The sequence below is a fragment of the Salinisphaera sp. Q1T1-3 genome, assembly GCF_003602005.1.
Taxonomy (GTDB): Bacteria; Pseudomonadota; Gammaproteobacteria; order Nevskiales; family Salinisphaeraceae; genus Salinisphaera.
Genome location: NZ_QZWD01000001.1, coordinates 56210 through 72364 on the forward strand (window position 1 = coordinate 56210; position 16155 = coordinate 72364).

Here is a 16155-nt window from a genome sequence, read left to right on the forward strand (position 1 = left end):
ATCGGGCCCCGGTTCGAGTTCGCGCCGCCGCTGCGTCGTCGCGGCGCTGATCGCATCGACTGATTTTCAACGAATTTCCGAGAGACCGACATGCAGGCATTCACCATTCACGAAGGGCTGGTCGCACCATTGGATCGCGCCAATGTCGATACTGACGCCATCATTCCGAAGCAGTATCTGAAATCGATCCGCAAGACCGGTTTTGGCCCGTACCTGTTCGACGACATGCGTTATCTCGACGCCGGCGGGCTGGATATCGATGTAGCCGATCGGCGCGAGGATCCGGATTTCGTGCTCAACCAGACGCCGTGGCGAGGGGCTTCGATCCTGCTCGCCCGCGAGAACTTCGGCTGCGGCTCCTCCCGCGAGCACGCCGTCTGGGCGCTCGAGAACTACGGCTTTCGGGCCGTCATCGCGCCGAGCTTTGCCGATATCTTCTACAACAACTGCTTCAAGAACGGTGTGCTGCCGATCCGACTGGCCGACGACGAAGTGGATGCCCTGTTCGATGCCGCGCAGGATCCGCAGGGGCTGACCCTGCGCGTCGACCTGTTCGAGCAGCAGGTCAGTCGGGCCGACGGGCCGAGTTATGCGTTCGCGATCGACGCCAATCGGCGTGCGAGCATGCTCGAAGGGCTCGATCACATCGGCGAAACGCTGCAACAGGCCGAGGCGATCCGGGCCTTCGAGACGAAACGGGCCACGGATCGTCCGTGGCTGTTCCGCGATCTCTAGGGCCTGCCGATGTTTCGTGCGAGTCCGCGCCAAGTGCGCTCGGAAATTGACGATGGGCGGCGAGACGAGGCGTCGTGCGCGCCGTGCAGTCATTCTGTGCCAGCGTGCTAGGGCCTGTTGATGTTTCGTCCGAGCGCCGCGTTGGCGCCACAAATCCCGCCCGGCGGCGTTGCGAGCCTTGATCGTGGCACGCCACGATACGGCGACTCGCGGCTTGTCCGACACACGGCGGTCTCTCGACGAAAAGGCGCTCACACGAAACATCAACAGGCCCTGGCGGGTTCTGGATTCGTGATCGGTGCGCGGTCGGCCGGTCACGGCATCGGCCCGTGCACCGTATTTTTCGCAACATGTTTCAAGGACGCCATATGACGTCACGTATTCTGGTCATGTCGGGCGATGGAGTCGGCCCGGAAATCTGTCGTGAAGCCGTCCGGGTGCTCGATGCCCTGGTCAGTGACCACGGGCTGGATGTCGAACTGGACGAAGCGCTGGTCGGCGGTGCCGCGTACGACGCCGAGGGCGACCCGCTTCCGCCGACCTCGCTGGCCGCCGCGCGCGAGGCCGATGCCGTGTTGTTCGGGGCCATCGGCGGGCCGCAGTGGGATGGACTACCGCGCGCGAGTCGGCCCGAATCGGGCCTGCTGCGGCTGCGCAGCGAACTCGATCTGTTCGCCAATCTGCGTCCGGCGATGCTCTATCCGCAGCTGGCCCATGCCTCGGCACTCAAGCCCGCGATGGTCTCGGCACTGGACATCATGATCGTGCGCGAGCTGACGGGCGGCATCTATTTCGGCAAGCCGGCCGGCAACGGTGTCAACGAGGCCGGTCGCCGCGAGGCCTGGAACACGATGCGCTACGACGAGGACGAGATCGTGCGGATCGGACGTCGTGCCTTCGAGATCGCGCGGGCGCGCAACGGTCGGCTCTGCAGTGTCGACAAGGCCAATGTGCTCGATGTCAGCCAGCTCTGGCGCGACGTCATGACCGAGCTCGCCGCCGAATATCCGGACGTCGAGCTCACGCACATGTACGTCGACAACGCGGCGATGCAGCTCGTGCGGGCCCCCAAACAGTTCGATACCGTGGTTACCGGCAATCTGTTCGGCGATATTCTCTCGGATGCGGCGGCCATGCTGACCGGCTCCATCGGCATGCTGCCCTCGGCCGCCCTCAACGCCACCGGACGCGGGATGTACGAGCCGGTTCATGGAAGCGCACCCGACATCGCCGGCCAGGGCGTGGCCAATCCGCTCGCGGCGATCCTGTCGGTGGCGATGATGCTGCGTTATTCGTTGAACCGGGGCGATCTGGCCGATCGTGTTGAGCATGCCGTTGGCCAGGCGCTCGACCGGGGGCTGCGCACGCGCGACATCATGGATGATGAAACCCAGATCGCCAGCACTCAGGAGATGGGAGGTGCGATTGTGGATATGCTACGTTGATATAAAAGGTTGATCTCGCACGTCTCCGGTTCGGGGTACCGGTCCACGGTGAGACATCGGAGCCGATGTGGGGGAGTGCAAGGGGCATGGTGCGACGGTTTTCCGGACGTCGGGCGAATACAGTCGCGGCGCGTTGTCAGATGTGGGGCAGGCGCGTCGCTGCCGCGGCATCGATACTGGCAATGCTCGGTGGGTCCGGCACTGCCGCGGCGCTGTCCTTCGGCGCCATGCAGGTCCAATCGGCCCTGAATCAGCCGCTCCGGGCGCAGGTCTGGCTCAACGGCACCGCGACACCGGCCGAGTCGCTGGATGTGCATATGGCCTCGGCCGCGCGTTTCGCCGACCTGGGCGTGCGCCGCAGCGCGCTGATCGACCGGATTCACATCGAGACCCAGCCGGACGGTAATCGCGTGCGTGTCACGCTCACCACGCAACGCCCGGTCGACGAACCCTTCGTGAACTTCGTGCTGGAGGCCGTCTCGGGCGGCGGTTCGTCGCTGCACGAATACACGGCACTGCTCGACCCGGCCGAAGGCGATCGCCGAGCGGTATCCGGATCGGCGGCATATGGTGCGCCGGCAAACAATGATTCGCGATCGGCCGGGAACGCCGCACGTGTGCTGCCGCCCATTCCGCATTCGGCGCATGCAACCGGCGATCGCGCGATGCGTCATCGTGTTACGGCCGGCGAAACGTTATGGACGATTGCCGGCCGTCGGGCGCCGCCCGGCATATCGGTCTCGCGTGCGGCATGGGCCATCTATCAGGCCAATCCGGGGGCCTTCGGCAGCGGGCCCGGCGTTCTGCGGCAGGGGGCGATATTGAATATCCCCGCCGCCGCCCGGATGCGGGACGTATCGACTGACGCGGCCACGAGCCGACTGGCTGCCGCGTCCGGCGGCACGACGTCGGACGAAAGCCGTGTGGCATCGAACGACGCGGCGGCGACGCGTGCCAGCGGTCAGTCGCCGCCACCGCCGGATCGCATGGTCGCGGCAAGTCGGGACGACCGATCCAGCACAGCGGAGGCGGCCTCATCCGGGGGCGGTACACCGGTCGAGATCAGCGCGGCCGACGAGACAGCGACATTCGGTACGCTCATGCTGCCGGAGGATCGTGCCTGGCCGACATCGACGGCATCGCAGGGCACGCCGGACGGCGCCGAAGCCGCCGCCGATAACGCCACTGCCGGCGCGACGAGTGCGGCTGGCCCGATGGCGAATACGCCGGATGGGGCCAGTGACATGTCCGCGTCGTCCCTGAACGCACCGACTATCGAGCCGAGCACGTCCACGGCGTCTGATACGTCGTCGACGGGAACATCGAACAATGACGCGACCGAGGAGAGCACGCTTTTCGGGACGCGCAATCTGTTGTTGCTTCTCGTGCTGCTGCTGATCGCGTTTGCCTATGTGCGTCGTCGACAGCAGCGGGCGCCGGCGGTATCCGGTGCTGCCGGCCAACCGACGGCCGGTGCGACCCGGGCGCGTACCGCGGGCGAGGCATCGACGTCGGCCGCGACATCGGATACCGGGCAGGCGCGTGCCGAACCGCCGCTACGGGACGAGCCGGCCTGGCTGGTGTCGGCGGCCACGCCGTCACGGCATGAACGCGCGAAGACCACGTCCACGACCGCCGACGAGGCCGGTCCGGAAACATACAGCGACATCGATGATGGCGCGGACTCGAACGCGCCGCACGACGCCGGGTCAGACACGCACGACGAGACGCGTGATGCTGTCCCGAGCGCTGAATACGCGACACCGGAGACGTCTGCCTCGCCGGCAAGCGCACAGGTTTCGGCGCTGGCCGAGACCGGGCAGGAGACTCCCGCACCCGATGCGGCCCAGCCGTCGGCCGATGCCGACACACCGGCGGCCGAGAGCGGGCCGGGTGCGCCGCGTGAGCGCGATCCCACGGTGGATTTCGAACCGGCCCCGTTCGAAAGCAGACCCCGCATGCATGACGCCGGTACCGCTGAGCCCGGGCTGGATTTCGATGCCGGAAGCACGGCCCAGGAGACGACGTCATCCGATCCGGAGATCTCGCTGTCGTCGACCGGATCCGCTGCGTCGACCGAATCCGCTGAACCGGCCGACGCGTCGGAAAACGCCGCATGGCCTGATACCGCCGCCGATGCGGAGACTCGCATCGAGACCCCGTCGCGCTATGGTCTCGAAATGATCGATCCCGGTGAGTTCGATCTGTACGATGCCGGCTCGCCGAACGCCGAGACCCCCGATGAGAGCGACGACCAAGACAGCCTGCAGATCCGTCTCGATCTCGCCCGGATGTATATCGACATGGACGACGTCTCGGCGGCACGCGAATTGGCCGAGGATGTCCGCGCCCGCGGCGACGAGTCACAGCGCGCGACGGCCGAGCGGTTGCTCGGCGAGATTGCCGCTCGCTGACTCGCAGGGCGTTGCGGCTCGGCGCGGGGCACCGTGATGCGCTGGGCAGCCTGCATCGAATACGACGGCAGCGGCTATCACGGTTGGCAGAGCCAGCCCCATGCCGCCAGCGTGCAGGATACGCTCGAGGCAGCCTTGTCCCGGGTTGCCAACGAGCCGATTCGGGTCGTGTGCAGCGGTCGTACCGACACCGGCGTTCATGCACAGGGGCAGATCGTGCACTTCGATACCGCGGCTGTTCGTCGGGATCGCAGCTGGCTGCTCGGTACCAATCGATATCTGCCCGACGACATCGCGCCGCAGTGGTTCGTGCCGGTCTCTGACGATTTCCATGCGCGCTTTCAGGCGGTCGCACGGGAATATCGGTACTGGATCATGGATCGGGATGCCCCGTCGGCGCTGTGGCGCAACCGGGTCTGGCACGTTCATCACCGGCTCGATCACGAGGCAATGCACATCGCTGCCCAGTCGCTGCTCGGGCGACAGGACTTCTCTGCTTTTCGTGCGGCAGGCTGCCAGGCCAAGAGCCCCGTGCGCGACGTGCGCGCGATCTCGGTGGTGCGTCACGGCGACTGGATCCGGCTGGATATTCGTGCCAATGCCTTTCTCCATCACATGGTGCGCAATATCGTCGGCACGCTGGCCGTGATCGGCCGAGGCGAGGCGTCGACCGATTGGGTGGCAGCGCTGCTGCGCGGCGGCGATCGGAAACAGGCGGGCATGACCGCACCGGCGGCCGGTCTGTCATTACGCCGCGTGCACTATCCCGAGCCGGTCGCGCTTCCGGAACCGGCGATCGACGACGCGGGCTGGTAGAATCATCCGGCTATGACAGTCCTTGCTCGTCCATCGCCATTGGCGCCGCGGCGCGTGCGCACCAAGATCTGCGGCGTCGGTTCGACGGCCGACGCACGCGCGGCCGTGGCGGCCGGTGCGGATGCGCTGGGGCTGTCCTTCGCCCACAACAGTACGCGGCGCCTCGATCTGCCATTGGCCGACGAGATCAGCCGCGCGGTCGGGCCGTTCGTGAGCCGCGTGGGGTTGTTCATGGACGACGACGCCTCCATGGTCAATGCCGTGCTGGCAGCGGTGTCGCTGGACATGCTTCAGTTTCACGGCGATGAATCGCCGGCGTTCTGTCGTCGATTCGGCAAGCCGTATATCAAGGCCGTGGCCATGGGCGAAGGCGACGTCTCGCTTCCGGCAGTCGCGGCGCGTTATCCGGATGCCGCGGCGCTGCTGCTGGATGGCAACCGACGCGGCCAGCCCGGCGGGCGCGGCGAGACATTCGACTGGGGCGTCGATTTTGGCGCGGTGGACGTCCCGGTCATCGTGGCCGGCGGGCTCCATGCCGGCAATGTGGGGCAGGCGATCGCATCGCTTGCGCCGTACGCCGTGGATGTCAGTAGTGGCGTCGAGGCCACACGTGGTGTGAAATCGACACAAAAGATGCAGGCGTTCATAAACGCGGTTCTCAAGGCAGGTCAGACATGAGTACGACGATATCGCCCGATACCCGTTCCCATCCGGCCCCCGGTGAGCATGCGTGGCGGGATACGCCGGATGGTCGCGGCCACTTCGGGCCCTACGGCGGCCGTTTCGTCGCCGAAACGCTCATGGCGCCGCTGGACGAGCTGGCGCGCGCCTATGATGAGGCGCGGGTCGATGAAGCCTTCATGGCACGGCTGCATGCCGATCTGGCCGACTTCGTCGGCCGTCCGACGCCGCTGTATCACGCCGAGCGATTGTCCGAAAAGGCCGGCGGCGCGCAGATCTGGTTCAAACGCGAGGACCTGAGCCACACGGGCGCGCACAAGATCAACAATACCGTTGGTCAGGCCCTGTTGGCCGCGCGTATGGGCAAGACCCGCGTGATCGCGGAAACCGGCGCCGGTCAGCATGGCGTGGCGACTGCCACGGTCGCCGCCCGGCTCGGGCTGACATGCGTGGTCTACATGGGCAGCGAGGACATGCGACGACAGGCGACCAACGTCTATCGCATGCGCCTGCTCGGCGCCGAGGTCCGGCCCGTGGACTCTGGCTCGAAGACGCTCAAGGATGCGATGAACGAAGCACTTCGCGACTGGGTCGCGAACGTGGACGATACGTTCTACATCATCGGCACGGTCGCCGGCCCGGCGCCGTATCCGGCCATGGTCCGCGATTTCCAGGCCGTGATCGGACAAGAGGCACGCCGCCAGATGCAGGAGCGTCTAAAACGCCTGCCGGACGCGCTCGTGGCGTGCGTCGGCGGCGGTTCGAATGCGATCGGTCTGTTCTATCCGTTCCTGGATGACAAAGACGTGGCCATTCACGGCGTCGAGGCCGGTGGCGACGGCATCGAGACCGGTCGTCATGCCGCGCCCCTGTCCTCGGGGCGATCCGGCGTGCTGCACGGTAATCGGACGTACCTCATGCAGGACGACAACGGCCAGATTCTGGGCACGCACTCGATTTCCGCCGGGCTCGACTACCCGGGCGTCGGGCCGGAACATTCCTGGCTCAAGGATATCGGTCGCGCCAATTATGTCTCGGTGACCGATGCCGAAGCGCTCGATGCATTTCACGAATGCACCCGCATCGAAGGCATCATGCCCGCACTGGAATCGGCACATGCGGTGGCCTACGCACGCAAGCTCGCGGCCACGATGTCCCCGGACCAGGTCGTGCTGGTGAACATGTCCGGTCGCGGCGACAAGGATATGTCGAGTGTGGCCGAGGCGGCGGGAGAGACGCTGTGAACCGACTCGACACGCGTTTCGATGCGCTGCGGCAGCGCGGCCGGACGGCTCTCATCCCGTATCTGACGGCCGGGGATCCCGGACCGGATGCCACGGTCGGATTCATGCACGGCCTGGTCGAGGCCGGCGCCGATGTCATCGAGCTCGGTGTGCCGTTCACCGATCCGATGGCTGACGGCCCGGTGATCCAGGCGGCCTGTGAACGGGCGTTGGCCAACGGCACCAGCCTCAAGGGTGTGTTGTCGATGGTGGCGCAGTTCCGCGAGCGCGATGCCGAAACCCCGGTCGTGCTGATGGGGTATTACAACCCGATCGATCGCATGGGGCTGTCGACGTTCTGCGAGGCCGCTCGCAACTCAGGCGTCGACGGCGTGCTGATTGTCGACGTCACGGCCGAGGAAGCGCCGGAAGTGCTGCCCGAGCTCAGTGCCGCCGCCTTGTCGCCCGTCTGCCTGATCGCGCCGACCACGAGCGAGGCGCGCATCGCCAAGATCTGTGCGCATGCCGGCGGCTATATTTATTATGTGTCGTTCAAGGGCGTGACCGGCGCCTCGAGTCTGGATGCCGATCGACTGGCCGATCAGATTGCGCCGATCCGCACCGTCAGCGCGTTGCCGATCGGCGTGGGCTTTGGCGTGCGCACGCCGACGGATGCGGCCGCGGTCTCTCGCGTGGCTGACGGTGTCGTGGTCGGTAGTGTGCTCGTGTCCCGGATTGCCGATAATCTCGATGATCCGGCGGCGGCGACCGCCGAACTGCGCGCGACGCTCGGCGCCATGCGCGATGCGATCGATGCCGCCGATGATGAGCAGCGAAAAATTCACCGACAGGAAGAGGGCGAACGCGCGTGAGCTGGCTCGAGAAACTGATGCCGTCGAAGATGCGGGGCGATTCGACGCAGGGCAAGAATAGCGTGCCCGAAGGGGTCTGGACCAAGTGCAGCAGCTGTGGCGCGGTGCTTTATACCGCCGAAATGGAGCGCTCGCTGCACGTCTGCCCGAAATGCAACGCCCATCAGCGCCTGCGTGCGCGTCAGCGGCTCGATATCTTTCTCGATCCGGACAATCGAGAAGAGCTGGCCACGAATCTCGAACCCAAGGATCCGCTGAAATTCCGGGATTCGAAAAAATACCGGGATCGTCTGGCCAGCGCCCAGAAGGAATCCGGCGAGCGTGAAGCGGTGCTCATGATGGCCGGCCAGCTCAAGCAGATGCCGATCGTCGTGGGGGCAATGGACTTCAAGTTCATGGGCGGTTCGATGGGCAGCGTCGTCGGCGAGACCTTCGTGCGCGGCGTGCATGAGGCGATCGAGCGACGCACGCCGTTCGTCTTCTTCTCGGCCTCGGGCGGCGCCCGTATGCAGGAAGGCCTGTTTTCGCTCATGCAGATGGGCAAGACCAGTGCTGCCCTGTCGCGTCTGGCCGATCACGGTCTGCCCTTCGTCTCGGTACTCACGCATCCCACCATGGGTGGTGTGGCCGCGAGCTTCGCCATGCTGGGCGATATCAACGTCGCCGAACCCGAAGCGCTGGTCGGATTCGCCGGACCGCGCGTGATCGAACAGACCGTCAAGCAGACGTTGCCGGAAGGCTTCCAGCGCAGCGAATTTCTGCTCGAGCACGGCGCGATCGACATGATCGTCGAACGTGCCGACATGCGAGACCGCATCCACGGTGTGGTCTCGATGTTCACGCATCAGCCGCCGCTGGCCGTGGCCGATGACGTGCCGACTGCCGAGGAAAGCCCGGATCTCGAACAGACGATCATCGAGCCGGCGGACAGCGAGTCGAATGCCGATACCACGGACGAGGGCGATGAGGCGGCGACCGAGGCCTCGGATGACACGTCGACGTCCGGTGACGATCAAGGCTCGGACGACGACCACGACGAGGCACGCGAGAGCCGTTGAAGCGCGAAGCCCTGGATGACTGGCTGGCCTGGCAGCTGGCCGCTCATCCGCGTGAGATCGAGCTGGGTCTCGGGCGCGTGGCCACGGTCGCTGATCGCCTTGGCTTGGCCGCCGATCGTTCGAAGGTCCTGACGGTCGGTGGGACGAACGGCAAGGGCAGTTGCGTGGCGCTGTCGCGCGGGCTGATCGGTGCGCGTGCGCGTATCGGCTGTTATACATCGCCGCATCTCTGGCGTTACAACGAGCGCATCACGATCGATGGTCATCCTGTGCCTGACGATGAGATCGTGACGGCATTCGAGGCCATCGACGCCGTGCGTGGCCCGACGCCGCTGACGTTTTTCGAATGGGGCACGCTCGCCGCGCTCTGGTTGTTCAAGCGACACGATGTGACCGTGCGCCTGCTCGAGGTCGGCCTCGGTGGGCGGCTCGACGCCGTGAATTACGTCGATGCCCATGCGGCGCTCGTCACATCGATCGGGCTCGACCATACGGATTGGCTCGGTGACACCCGCGATGCCATCGGCTACGAAAAAGCCGGCATCTACCGCGCCGGTCGCCCGGCCCTGTGTGCCGACCGGCAGCCGCCGGCCGGGCTCGTGGATCAGGCACATGCGGTCGGGGCCGATTATCGGTGTATTGGAACGGACTTCGATATCGTCGAGACAGCGGGTGGCGGCTGGTCTTACCATGACGGCGACGGGCACATCGAAACGCCGATCATCGACGGCGTGCACCGCGACAATCTCGCCGGCGCCATCGCTGCCGTGCGTGCGCTCGGCTTCGAGATCGGCGAGGCGGATCTCGCACGCGCGGGCCGGGCGCAACGGGCGCTGCCGGGTCGGCGAGAAATGATCGACGGTGCGGTACCGATCCTCTACGATGTCGGCCACAACGACGAGGCGGTTGCCTTGCTGGCCGACGCGCTTACCCGCCAACCGGTGACCGGACGCACACATGTGGTGATCGGGATGCTGGCGGACAAGCCGGTCGAGGCCGTCGGGGCCCGTCTCGCCGATGTGGCTGATTGCTGGTACCCGGCAGGGTTGACGACGATCACCCCGCGCGGGCTCGAGGGGACGACGCTGGCGAGGCGTCTGTCGCTGTCGGATACTGCCTTCGCGGACCCGGCGACAGCGCTCTCGGCAGCCCGCGAGGCGTCGCGTCCCGGCGATCGCATCGTGGTGTGTGGCTCTTTCTTTACGGTGGCTCAGGCTCGGAGTCCTGAACAATGAATGACGTGATGAAAAAACGCCTGATCGGCGTGGTGGTACTGGTTGCCATCGGTGTGCTCGTGCCGGTACTGCTGGCGCGCTGCATGGGCGACTCGGGCCAGAAGGGCGATCGTGGCCAGATGCGTGTCTATAACGTGCAACCCGACGGTCAGGCCGCCCCGGCTGATAATCAGGCGCAGTCCGGCGACCAGGGTGAGAATGACAACGACGGTCAGTCGACCCCCCGTCCGGACGCCGTCTCCCCGCAGCGTGACGACTCGGCGTCGTCGGACAGTGGCAGTCAGGGCTTCAGCACGCCGCCGGTCCACGGCAGCGGCGACGACGATGCTGATTCCCCGCGTGCCGGTGGTAACCAGGGCGCGTCCCGTAGCGAAACATCGCAGCGCGCATCGACCAGTCAGCGCGGCGATTCGACGTCGCAGTCGTCTTCGGCCGGACGTTCGTCGTCCCGCGAGAGCCAGTCCTCGACAGGTCGCAGCAGCAGCGCGTCGAACGACACGGCGTCGTCGCGTAATCGGTCGAGCGATAACACATCGACGCGCCGCAACGACGGCGGTCACGACTACGGCGCGTCCACGCAGGGTTCGAGCGCGCAGCAGGCTGACCGCGGCAACGCCTCGTCGTCGACATCGAACAATGCGTCGAGCCAGGGTGCGAGCGGCAGCAATGGTCTCGAGCGGGCCCGGATCAGTGGCTGGGTGGTCCAGGTGGCGAGCTTTTCGGAGCGCAGCAATGCCGAGCGCATGGCAAAGAGCCTGTCCGGCAACTACACGGCCTCGTATACGCCGGGCGATGTCAACGGCAAGACGCTGTATCGGGTCAACGTGGGGCCGTTCGACAACGAATCGGCAGCCCGATCGGCGGAATCGCGGCTCAAGCAGCAGGGTCACAACGGGCTTGTCCGCAACCTGCCGTAGGGCGTGTTGATGTTTCGTTCGAGGGCCGCGTTGGAGACCGCAAATCGCGCCCTGCGGCGTTGCCAGTCTGGATCGTGGCACGCCACGATCGGCGACTCGCGCCTTGCAGGACACACTGCGGTCTCTCGACGAAAAGGCGCTCGAATGAAAGCTCAAAAGGCCCTGGGTCCGATCCCGCGCGGCGTCTGTCTCGCGCCGCGCGGGGATTTGTTATCCTAAGCCGGTCCTTGCCTCGGCGGTCGTCTCTGACATGATGTGGATCGACGTCATCATCGCCGTGGTTGTCGTGCTGTCGGCAATCATCGGCTTCTTCCGCGGATTTCTGCGAGAAGCCTTCGGTCTGGCAACCTGGATTGCTGCATTCTTTCTCGCGTTTCGTTATGCGCCGACGGTGGGGCCCTGGCTGGCCCAATGGATCGATGTCGACTCCGCTCGCATCGTCGTGGCCTTTGCCTGTGTTTTCGTCGCGGTGCTCATCGCGGGGGCGATTCTCAACTATCTCCTCGGGCGCCTGATCAGCGAGACCGGCTTCGCCGGTACGGATCGGGCGCTTGGTATCGTCTTTGGTGTCGTACGCGGCGTTGCAGTGCTCATCCTGCTGGTGTTGCTGGCGGGGGTGACCTCGGTGCCGCGGGACGACTGGTGGCAGCAATCGATGTTCGTCGGTCAGCTCGAATCCGGTGCGGTCTGGGTACGCGGTTATCTGCCGGCCAATATCGCCGGTGCCATAACCTATCCGGACGCGCCCGATACACCGGCCGCGGCACCGGCGGCAACCGTCGGTACGTCTTGATGAGCCCGTGCCGATGACGGCTCTTCACGTTTTTCCTCTCTAACCGAGTCACTCGCTTATGTGCGGCATAGTTGGGATGGTCTCGACCACCCCGGTCAATCAGGACATCTACGATGCGCTCACCGTGCTCCAGCACCGCGGACAGGATGCGGCCGGCATCGTCACCACACAGGAAGGCCGGCTGTATCTGCGCAAGGAAAACGGGCTGGTTCGTGACGTCTTCCGTACCGATCACATGCTGCGCCTGGTCGGCAATGCGGGCGTCGGGCATGTGCGGTATCCGACGGCAGGCGTGGACTCGTCGGCCGAGGCCCAGCCGTTCTATGTCAATACGCCGTACGGCATCTGTCTTTCGCACAACGGCAATCTGACGAATGCCGAGACGCTGGCGCGCGAGCTGTATCGGGCCGACCGGCGTCACCTGAACACGGATTCGGATACCGAGATCCTGCTCAATGTGTTTGCCCATGAGCTCATGCTCAGCGAACGCCTGGAGCTGTCGCCCGACGATATCTTCGAGGCTGTCTCGGCCGTGCACCGGCGTTGTCGCGGCGGCTACGCCGCCACGGCTCTGATCACCGGTTACGGTCTGGTCGGGTTTCGTGATCCCAACGGTATCCGGCCGGTGGTCTACGGCAAGCGCGAGACCGAGGCCGGCACCGATTACATGATTGCCTCCGAATCGGTCGCCCTCGATGCATTGGGCTTCGAGCGCATCGGGGACATCAAGCCCGGTGAGGCCGTCGTGATTACCCTGGACGGCCAGCTCCACGTGCGCCAGTGCGCGGAGGCCCCGCACTATGCGCCCTGTATCTTCGAATACGTCTATCTCTCGCGGCCCGATTCCGTGATCGACGACGTCTACGTCTACAAGTCCCGGCTTCGCATGGGCACCTATCTCGCGGACAAGATTCAGCGCGATTGGCCCGATCACGATATCGATGTGGTCATCCCGATTCCCTCGACCAGCCGGACCGCGGCCGTCGAACTGGCCAATCAGCTGGACGTGAAGTACCGCGAAGGCTTCATCAAGAATCGCTACATCGGGCGCACGTTCATCATGCCCGGCCAGCAGCAGCGCGTGAAATCGGTACGCAAGAAACTCAACCCGATCGATCTCGAGTTCGCCGGCAAGAATGTGTTGCTCGTCGATGACTCGATCGTACGCGGCACGACCTCGCGCCAGATCATCGAGATGGCCCGTGAGGCCGGCGCGAACAAGGTCTATTTCGCGTCCGCGGCGCCGCCGGTGCGCTATCCCAATGTCTATGGCATCGACATGCCGAGCGCCACCGAGCTGGTCGCGCACGGGCATACCGATGATGAAGTCTGCCAGATCATCGGCGCCGACAAACTCATCTATCAGGATATGGAAGACCTCAAGCGTGCGGTCTCGCTCGGCAACGAACAGATCGTCGAGTTCGAGGATTCGGTCTTCACGGGGCGCTATGTCACGCCGGAAGTGTCGGCGGAATATCTCGAACATCTCGAAACCAATCGCTCCGATGCGATGAAAGAAGGGCGGCGACGCAAGGACAACGCCGTGCTCGAGATTCACAACGACGCTTGATCCGGTCGCGGCACGCGCGACCGTTTGCCGGCGCGTGCCGCGGTCGGCATAATCGCCCGACGCGCCGATTTGTAACAGCTTGCGGGCGCGGGTCGTCGACAGACGACCGAAATGCCGCTAAACGGGTCGTTGAACGATCTTGCGCCTGCGGCACGTGGTGTCCGCAGGCGTTTTTGTTTTAGCGGCACTGGAGACGTGCATGGATATCGACTACGACCCGGACTGGGGAACGGCCACGCGCGGCGTACGCGCCGGCACACATCGCACCGCCGAGGGCGAGCACAGCAACGCCATCTACATGACCTCGAGCTTCGTCTTCGACTCGGCCGAGGCCTGTGCGGCGCGCTTTGCCGGTGACGAACCCGGCAATATCTACGCGCGTTTCACCAATCCCACGGTCGACGCGTTTACCCAGCGACTGGCAGCCATGGAAGGCGGCGAGGCCTGCGTCGCCACGGGGTCGGGTATGGCCGCGATCCTGGCGACCTGTCTGGCGACACTGTCGGCCGGCGATCATATCGTCGCCTCGCATACGTTGTTCGGCTCGACCATCGGCCTGTTCAATAATTATCTCGGCAAGCTCGGCATCACGACGAGTTACGTGGCGCCGGACGATGTCTCGGCCTGGGAATCTGCGATCACGTCGTCGACGCGGATGCTGTTCGTCGAAACGCCGTCCAACCCGTTGACCGAAATCGTGGATCTCGGCGCGCTCGGCAAATTGGCGGAAGCCAATGGGGCATGTCTCGTGGTCGACAACTGTTTCTGCACGCCGGCCCTGCAGCGTCCGCTCGAGCTCGGCGCGCATATCGTGACGCACTCGGCGACCAAATATATCGATGGGCAGGGGCGTGCGCTCGGCGGGGCCGTGGTCGGCGATGCCGATGTGGTCGGGGACCAGGTCTTTCGTTTTCTGCGGACCTGCGGGCCGAGCATGAGCCCGTTCAATGCATGGGTGTTCTACAAGGCACTGGAAACACTCGAAATCCGGATGCAGGCCCATTGTGCGAGCGCGATGCGGCTGGCGCAGTGGCTGGAGAGCCAGCCGGGTGTCTCGCGCGTCTACTATCCGGGCCTGAAGTCGCACAGCCAGCACGAGCTGGCGGCGCGCCAGCAGCCCGGTGGCTTCGGCGGCATCGTCTCGTTCGAGCTCAGCGGCGGTCGCGAAGCGGCGTTCGGGCTGATCAATGCAACACGCATGCTCTCGATCACGGCCAATCTGGGGGATACGCGGAGCACGATCGTCCATCCCGCCAGCACCACACACTCGCGACTGGCCGCGGAGGATCGCGAGCGGGCCGGTATTCGCGATGGCCTGGTGCGCGTCTCGGTCGGTTTGGAGAATGTCGAGGACATCATCGCCGATCTCTGGCGCGGACTGGCAGGCGGATGATGACGCCGGAAGACGTTCGGGCCGCGCTGATGACCGACGACCCGCGCGAGAAATGTCTCGCGACACGGGCGTTGCATGCCGCGGATTCGTCCGCGCTGGCCGAAGCGGGTGGGGAACCGGTGGCGGTGCCGGTTCCCGGGCGGCCGGTGCGCCCGGCGCTTGTGCATCCATCGAAGCTCGCGCGCCGCGGCCTGGGGAGCGCGGCCGGACGTGCTGCGCTGATCCATGCGATCGCGCATATCGAGTTCAACGCCATCAATCTCGGCCTCGACGCAGCCTATCGCTATCGCGGGATGCCGCCGGCCTACTACGCCGACTGGCTGTCGATGGCGGCCGACGAATCCCGGCATTTCGAGATGCTCAACAATCGGTTGGCCGATTTCGGGCATGCCTACGGCGATTTCGATGCCCACAACGGACTCTGGGAAATGGCGGTCAAGACAGCGCACGATCCCATGGTACGCATGGCACTGGTTCCGCGCGTGCTCGAGGCGCGCGGGCTGGATGTCACGCCCGGTATGATTGAACGGCTGACGCGGGCCGGTGACACGGCCACGGTGGCCATCTTCGAGCAGATTCTGGAAGAAGAGGTCCCGCACGTGGAGATCGGCTCGCGCTGGTTCCGTTATCTGGCCGAACCGCGCGGCCTCGATCCGGATCGGACCTTCTTCGCCTTGCTCGACGAATACATGAACGGCGGGCCGCCCGGACCGTACAATATTCCGGCGCGGCGCGAAGCCGACTTCTCGGAAGACGAGCTCGACGAACTCGACGCACGCGACCGGGCCCGCTGAGCCGACTCCGGATCCATATTGGGCTCGGGATCGGCCGGTGTCGCTGCCGTGTCCCGGTCTTGAGGCACCGATCGAACGGTGGGCGCGATCCACGCTCAAACCGCATACAAGGCATTCGGTCGGCCGAATCGAGACCGGCCGTCGCCGTCAACGGGCCTGCATCGTCAATAGCCGAAGCGGGCGTTTGGTTGCATTGCGCATTGAGTCGT

The 16155-nt window shown here is 65.3% G+C and carries 14 protein-coding genes; all 14 read left to right on the forward strand.

Annotation, left to right across the window (positions count from 1 at the left end):
* Window positions 1–90 precede the first annotated feature (90 nt).
* The 14 genes from leuD to D3260_RS00285 all read left to right on the forward strand — a co-directional run bounded on the left by leuD (window position 91) and on the right by D3260_RS00285 (window position 15946).
* Window positions 91–735, forward strand: a complete 645-nt coding sequence (gene leuD / locus D3260_RS00220; protein WP_120096475.1) for a 3-isopropylmalate dehydratase small subunit — start codon at window positions 91–93, stop codon at window positions 733–735.
* A gap of 368 nt (window positions 736–1103) precedes the next feature.
* Window positions 1104–2180: a 3-isopropylmalate dehydrogenase gene (leuB, locus tag D3260_RS00225; RefSeq protein ID WP_120096476.1), complete on the forward strand. Its 1077-nt coding sequence runs from the start codon at window positions 1104–1106 to the stop codon at window positions 2178–2180.
* A gap of 182 nt (window positions 2181–2362) precedes the next feature.
* The gene (locus D3260_RS00230) at window positions 2363–4594 is read left to right on the forward strand and encodes a FimV/HubP family polar landmark protein (protein ID WP_158583322.1); all 2232 of its coding nucleotides are present in this window, start codon (window positions 2363–2365) and stop codon (window positions 4592–4594) included.
* A gap of 36 nt (window positions 4595–4630) precedes the next feature.
* Window positions 4631–5410 (forward strand): tRNA pseudouridine(38-40) synthase TruA, encoded by a 780-nt coding sequence (gene truA / locus D3260_RS00235; RefSeq protein ID WP_120096479.1) that lies wholly within the window; start codon window positions 4631–4633, stop codon window positions 5408–5410.
* A 54-nt stretch (window positions 5411–5464) separates the two neighbouring features.
* Entirely contained in the window at window positions 5465–6088 is a 624-nt protein-coding gene (locus D3260_RS00240) for a phosphoribosylanthranilate isomerase (RefSeq protein WP_233543889.1), read from the forward strand.
* Window positions 6085–7335, forward strand: coding sequence for a tryptophan synthase subunit beta (trpB, locus tag D3260_RS00245; RefSeq protein WP_120096482.1), 1251 nt, complete (start codon window positions 6085–6087; stop codon window positions 7333–7335). The genes D3260_RS00240 and trpB overlap by 4 nt, the downstream gene beginning before the upstream one ends.
* The gene (gene trpA, locus D3260_RS00250) at window positions 7332–8186 is read left to right on the forward strand and encodes a tryptophan synthase subunit alpha (protein ID WP_120096484.1); all 855 of its coding nucleotides are present in this window, start codon (window positions 7332–7334) and stop codon (window positions 8184–8186) included. The genes trpB and trpA overlap by 4 nt, the downstream gene beginning before the upstream one ends.
* On the forward strand, window positions 8183–9244 hold the full coding sequence (gene accD, locus D3260_RS00255; protein WP_120096485.1) for an acetyl-CoA carboxylase, carboxyltransferase subunit beta: 1062 nt from the start codon (window positions 8183–8185) through the stop codon (window positions 9242–9244). Before trpA ends, accD begins: the two co-directional genes overlap by 4 nt.
* Window positions 9241–10479 (forward strand): folylpolyglutamate synthase/dihydrofolate synthase family protein, encoded by a 1239-nt coding sequence (locus D3260_RS00260; RefSeq protein WP_120096487.1) that lies wholly within the window; start codon window positions 9241–9243, stop codon window positions 10477–10479. Before accD ends, D3260_RS00260 begins: the two co-directional genes overlap by 4 nt.
* Window positions 10476–11396 carry an SPOR domain-containing protein gene (locus D3260_RS00265; RefSeq protein ID WP_120096488.1) on the forward strand — a complete coding sequence of 307 codons (921 nt, stop codon included), beginning with the start codon at window positions 10476–10478 and terminating at the stop codon, window positions 11394–11396. Before D3260_RS00260 ends, D3260_RS00265 begins: the two co-directional genes overlap by 4 nt.
* 250 nt (window positions 11397–11646) lie before the next feature.
* Complete coding sequence (locus D3260_RS00270; protein ID WP_120096490.1) at window positions 11647–12189, forward strand: CvpA family protein; 543 nt, start codon at window positions 11647–11649, stop codon at window positions 12187–12189.
* Between the two features lie 58 nt (window positions 12190–12247).
* Window positions 12248–13759 (forward strand): amidophosphoribosyltransferase, encoded by a 1512-nt coding sequence (gene purF / locus D3260_RS00275; protein ID WP_120096491.1) that lies wholly within the window; start codon window positions 12248–12250, stop codon window positions 13757–13759.
* A 199-nt stretch (window positions 13760–13958) separates the two neighbouring features.
* On the forward strand, window positions 13959–15152 hold the full coding sequence (locus tag D3260_RS00280) for an O-succinylhomoserine sulfhydrylase (RefSeq protein WP_120096493.1): 1194 nt from the start codon (window positions 13959–13961) through the stop codon (window positions 15150–15152).
* The gene (locus D3260_RS00285) at window positions 15152–15946 is read left to right on the forward strand and encodes a ferritin-like domain-containing protein (RefSeq protein WP_233543890.1); all 795 of its coding nucleotides are present in this window, start codon (window positions 15152–15154) and stop codon (window positions 15944–15946) included. The genes D3260_RS00280 and D3260_RS00285 overlap by 1 nt, the downstream gene beginning before the upstream one ends.
* Window positions 15947–16155 lie beyond the last annotated feature (209 nt).

What these genes read in the sequence shown, in the direction of transcription:
- leuB (WP_120096476.1), top strand. Translation starts at nt 1,104, where the DNA reads ATGACGTCACGTATTCTGGTCATGTCGGGCGATGGAGTCGGCCCGGAA.
- D3260_RS00280 (WP_120096493.1), top strand. Translation starts at nt 13,959, where the DNA reads ATGGATATCGACTACGACCCGGACTGGGGAACGGCCACGCGCGGCGTA.
- D3260_RS00270 (WP_120096490.1), top strand. Translation starts at nt 11,647, where the DNA reads ATGATGTGGATCGACGTCATCATCGCCGTGGTTGTCGTGCTGTCGGCA.
- D3260_RS00265 (WP_120096488.1), top strand. Translation starts at nt 10,476, where the DNA reads ATGAATGACGTGATGAAAAAACGCCTGATCGGCGTGGTGGTACTGGTT.
- D3260_RS00285 (WP_233543890.1), top strand. Translation starts at nt 15,152, where the DNA reads ATGACGCCGGAAGACGTTCGGGCCGCGCTGATGACCGACGACCCGCGC.
- purF (WP_120096491.1), top strand. Translation starts at nt 12,248, where the DNA reads ATGTGCGGCATAGTTGGGATGGTCTCGACCACCCCGGTCAATCAGGAC.
- truA (WP_120096479.1), top strand. Translation starts at nt 4,631, where the DNA reads ATGCGCTGGGCAGCCTGCATCGAATACGACGGCAGCGGCTATCACGGT.
- leuD (WP_120096475.1), top strand. Translation starts at nt 91, where the DNA reads ATGCAGGCATTCACCATTCACGAAGGGCTGGTCGCACCATTGGATCGC.
- trpB (WP_120096482.1), top strand. Translation starts at nt 6,085, where the DNA reads ATGAGTACGACGATATCGCCCGATACCCGTTCCCATCCGGCCCCCGGT.
- D3260_RS00230 (WP_158583322.1), top strand. Translation starts at nt 2,363, where the DNA reads ATGCTCGGTGGGTCCGGCACTGCCGCGGCGCTGTCCTTCGGCGCCATG.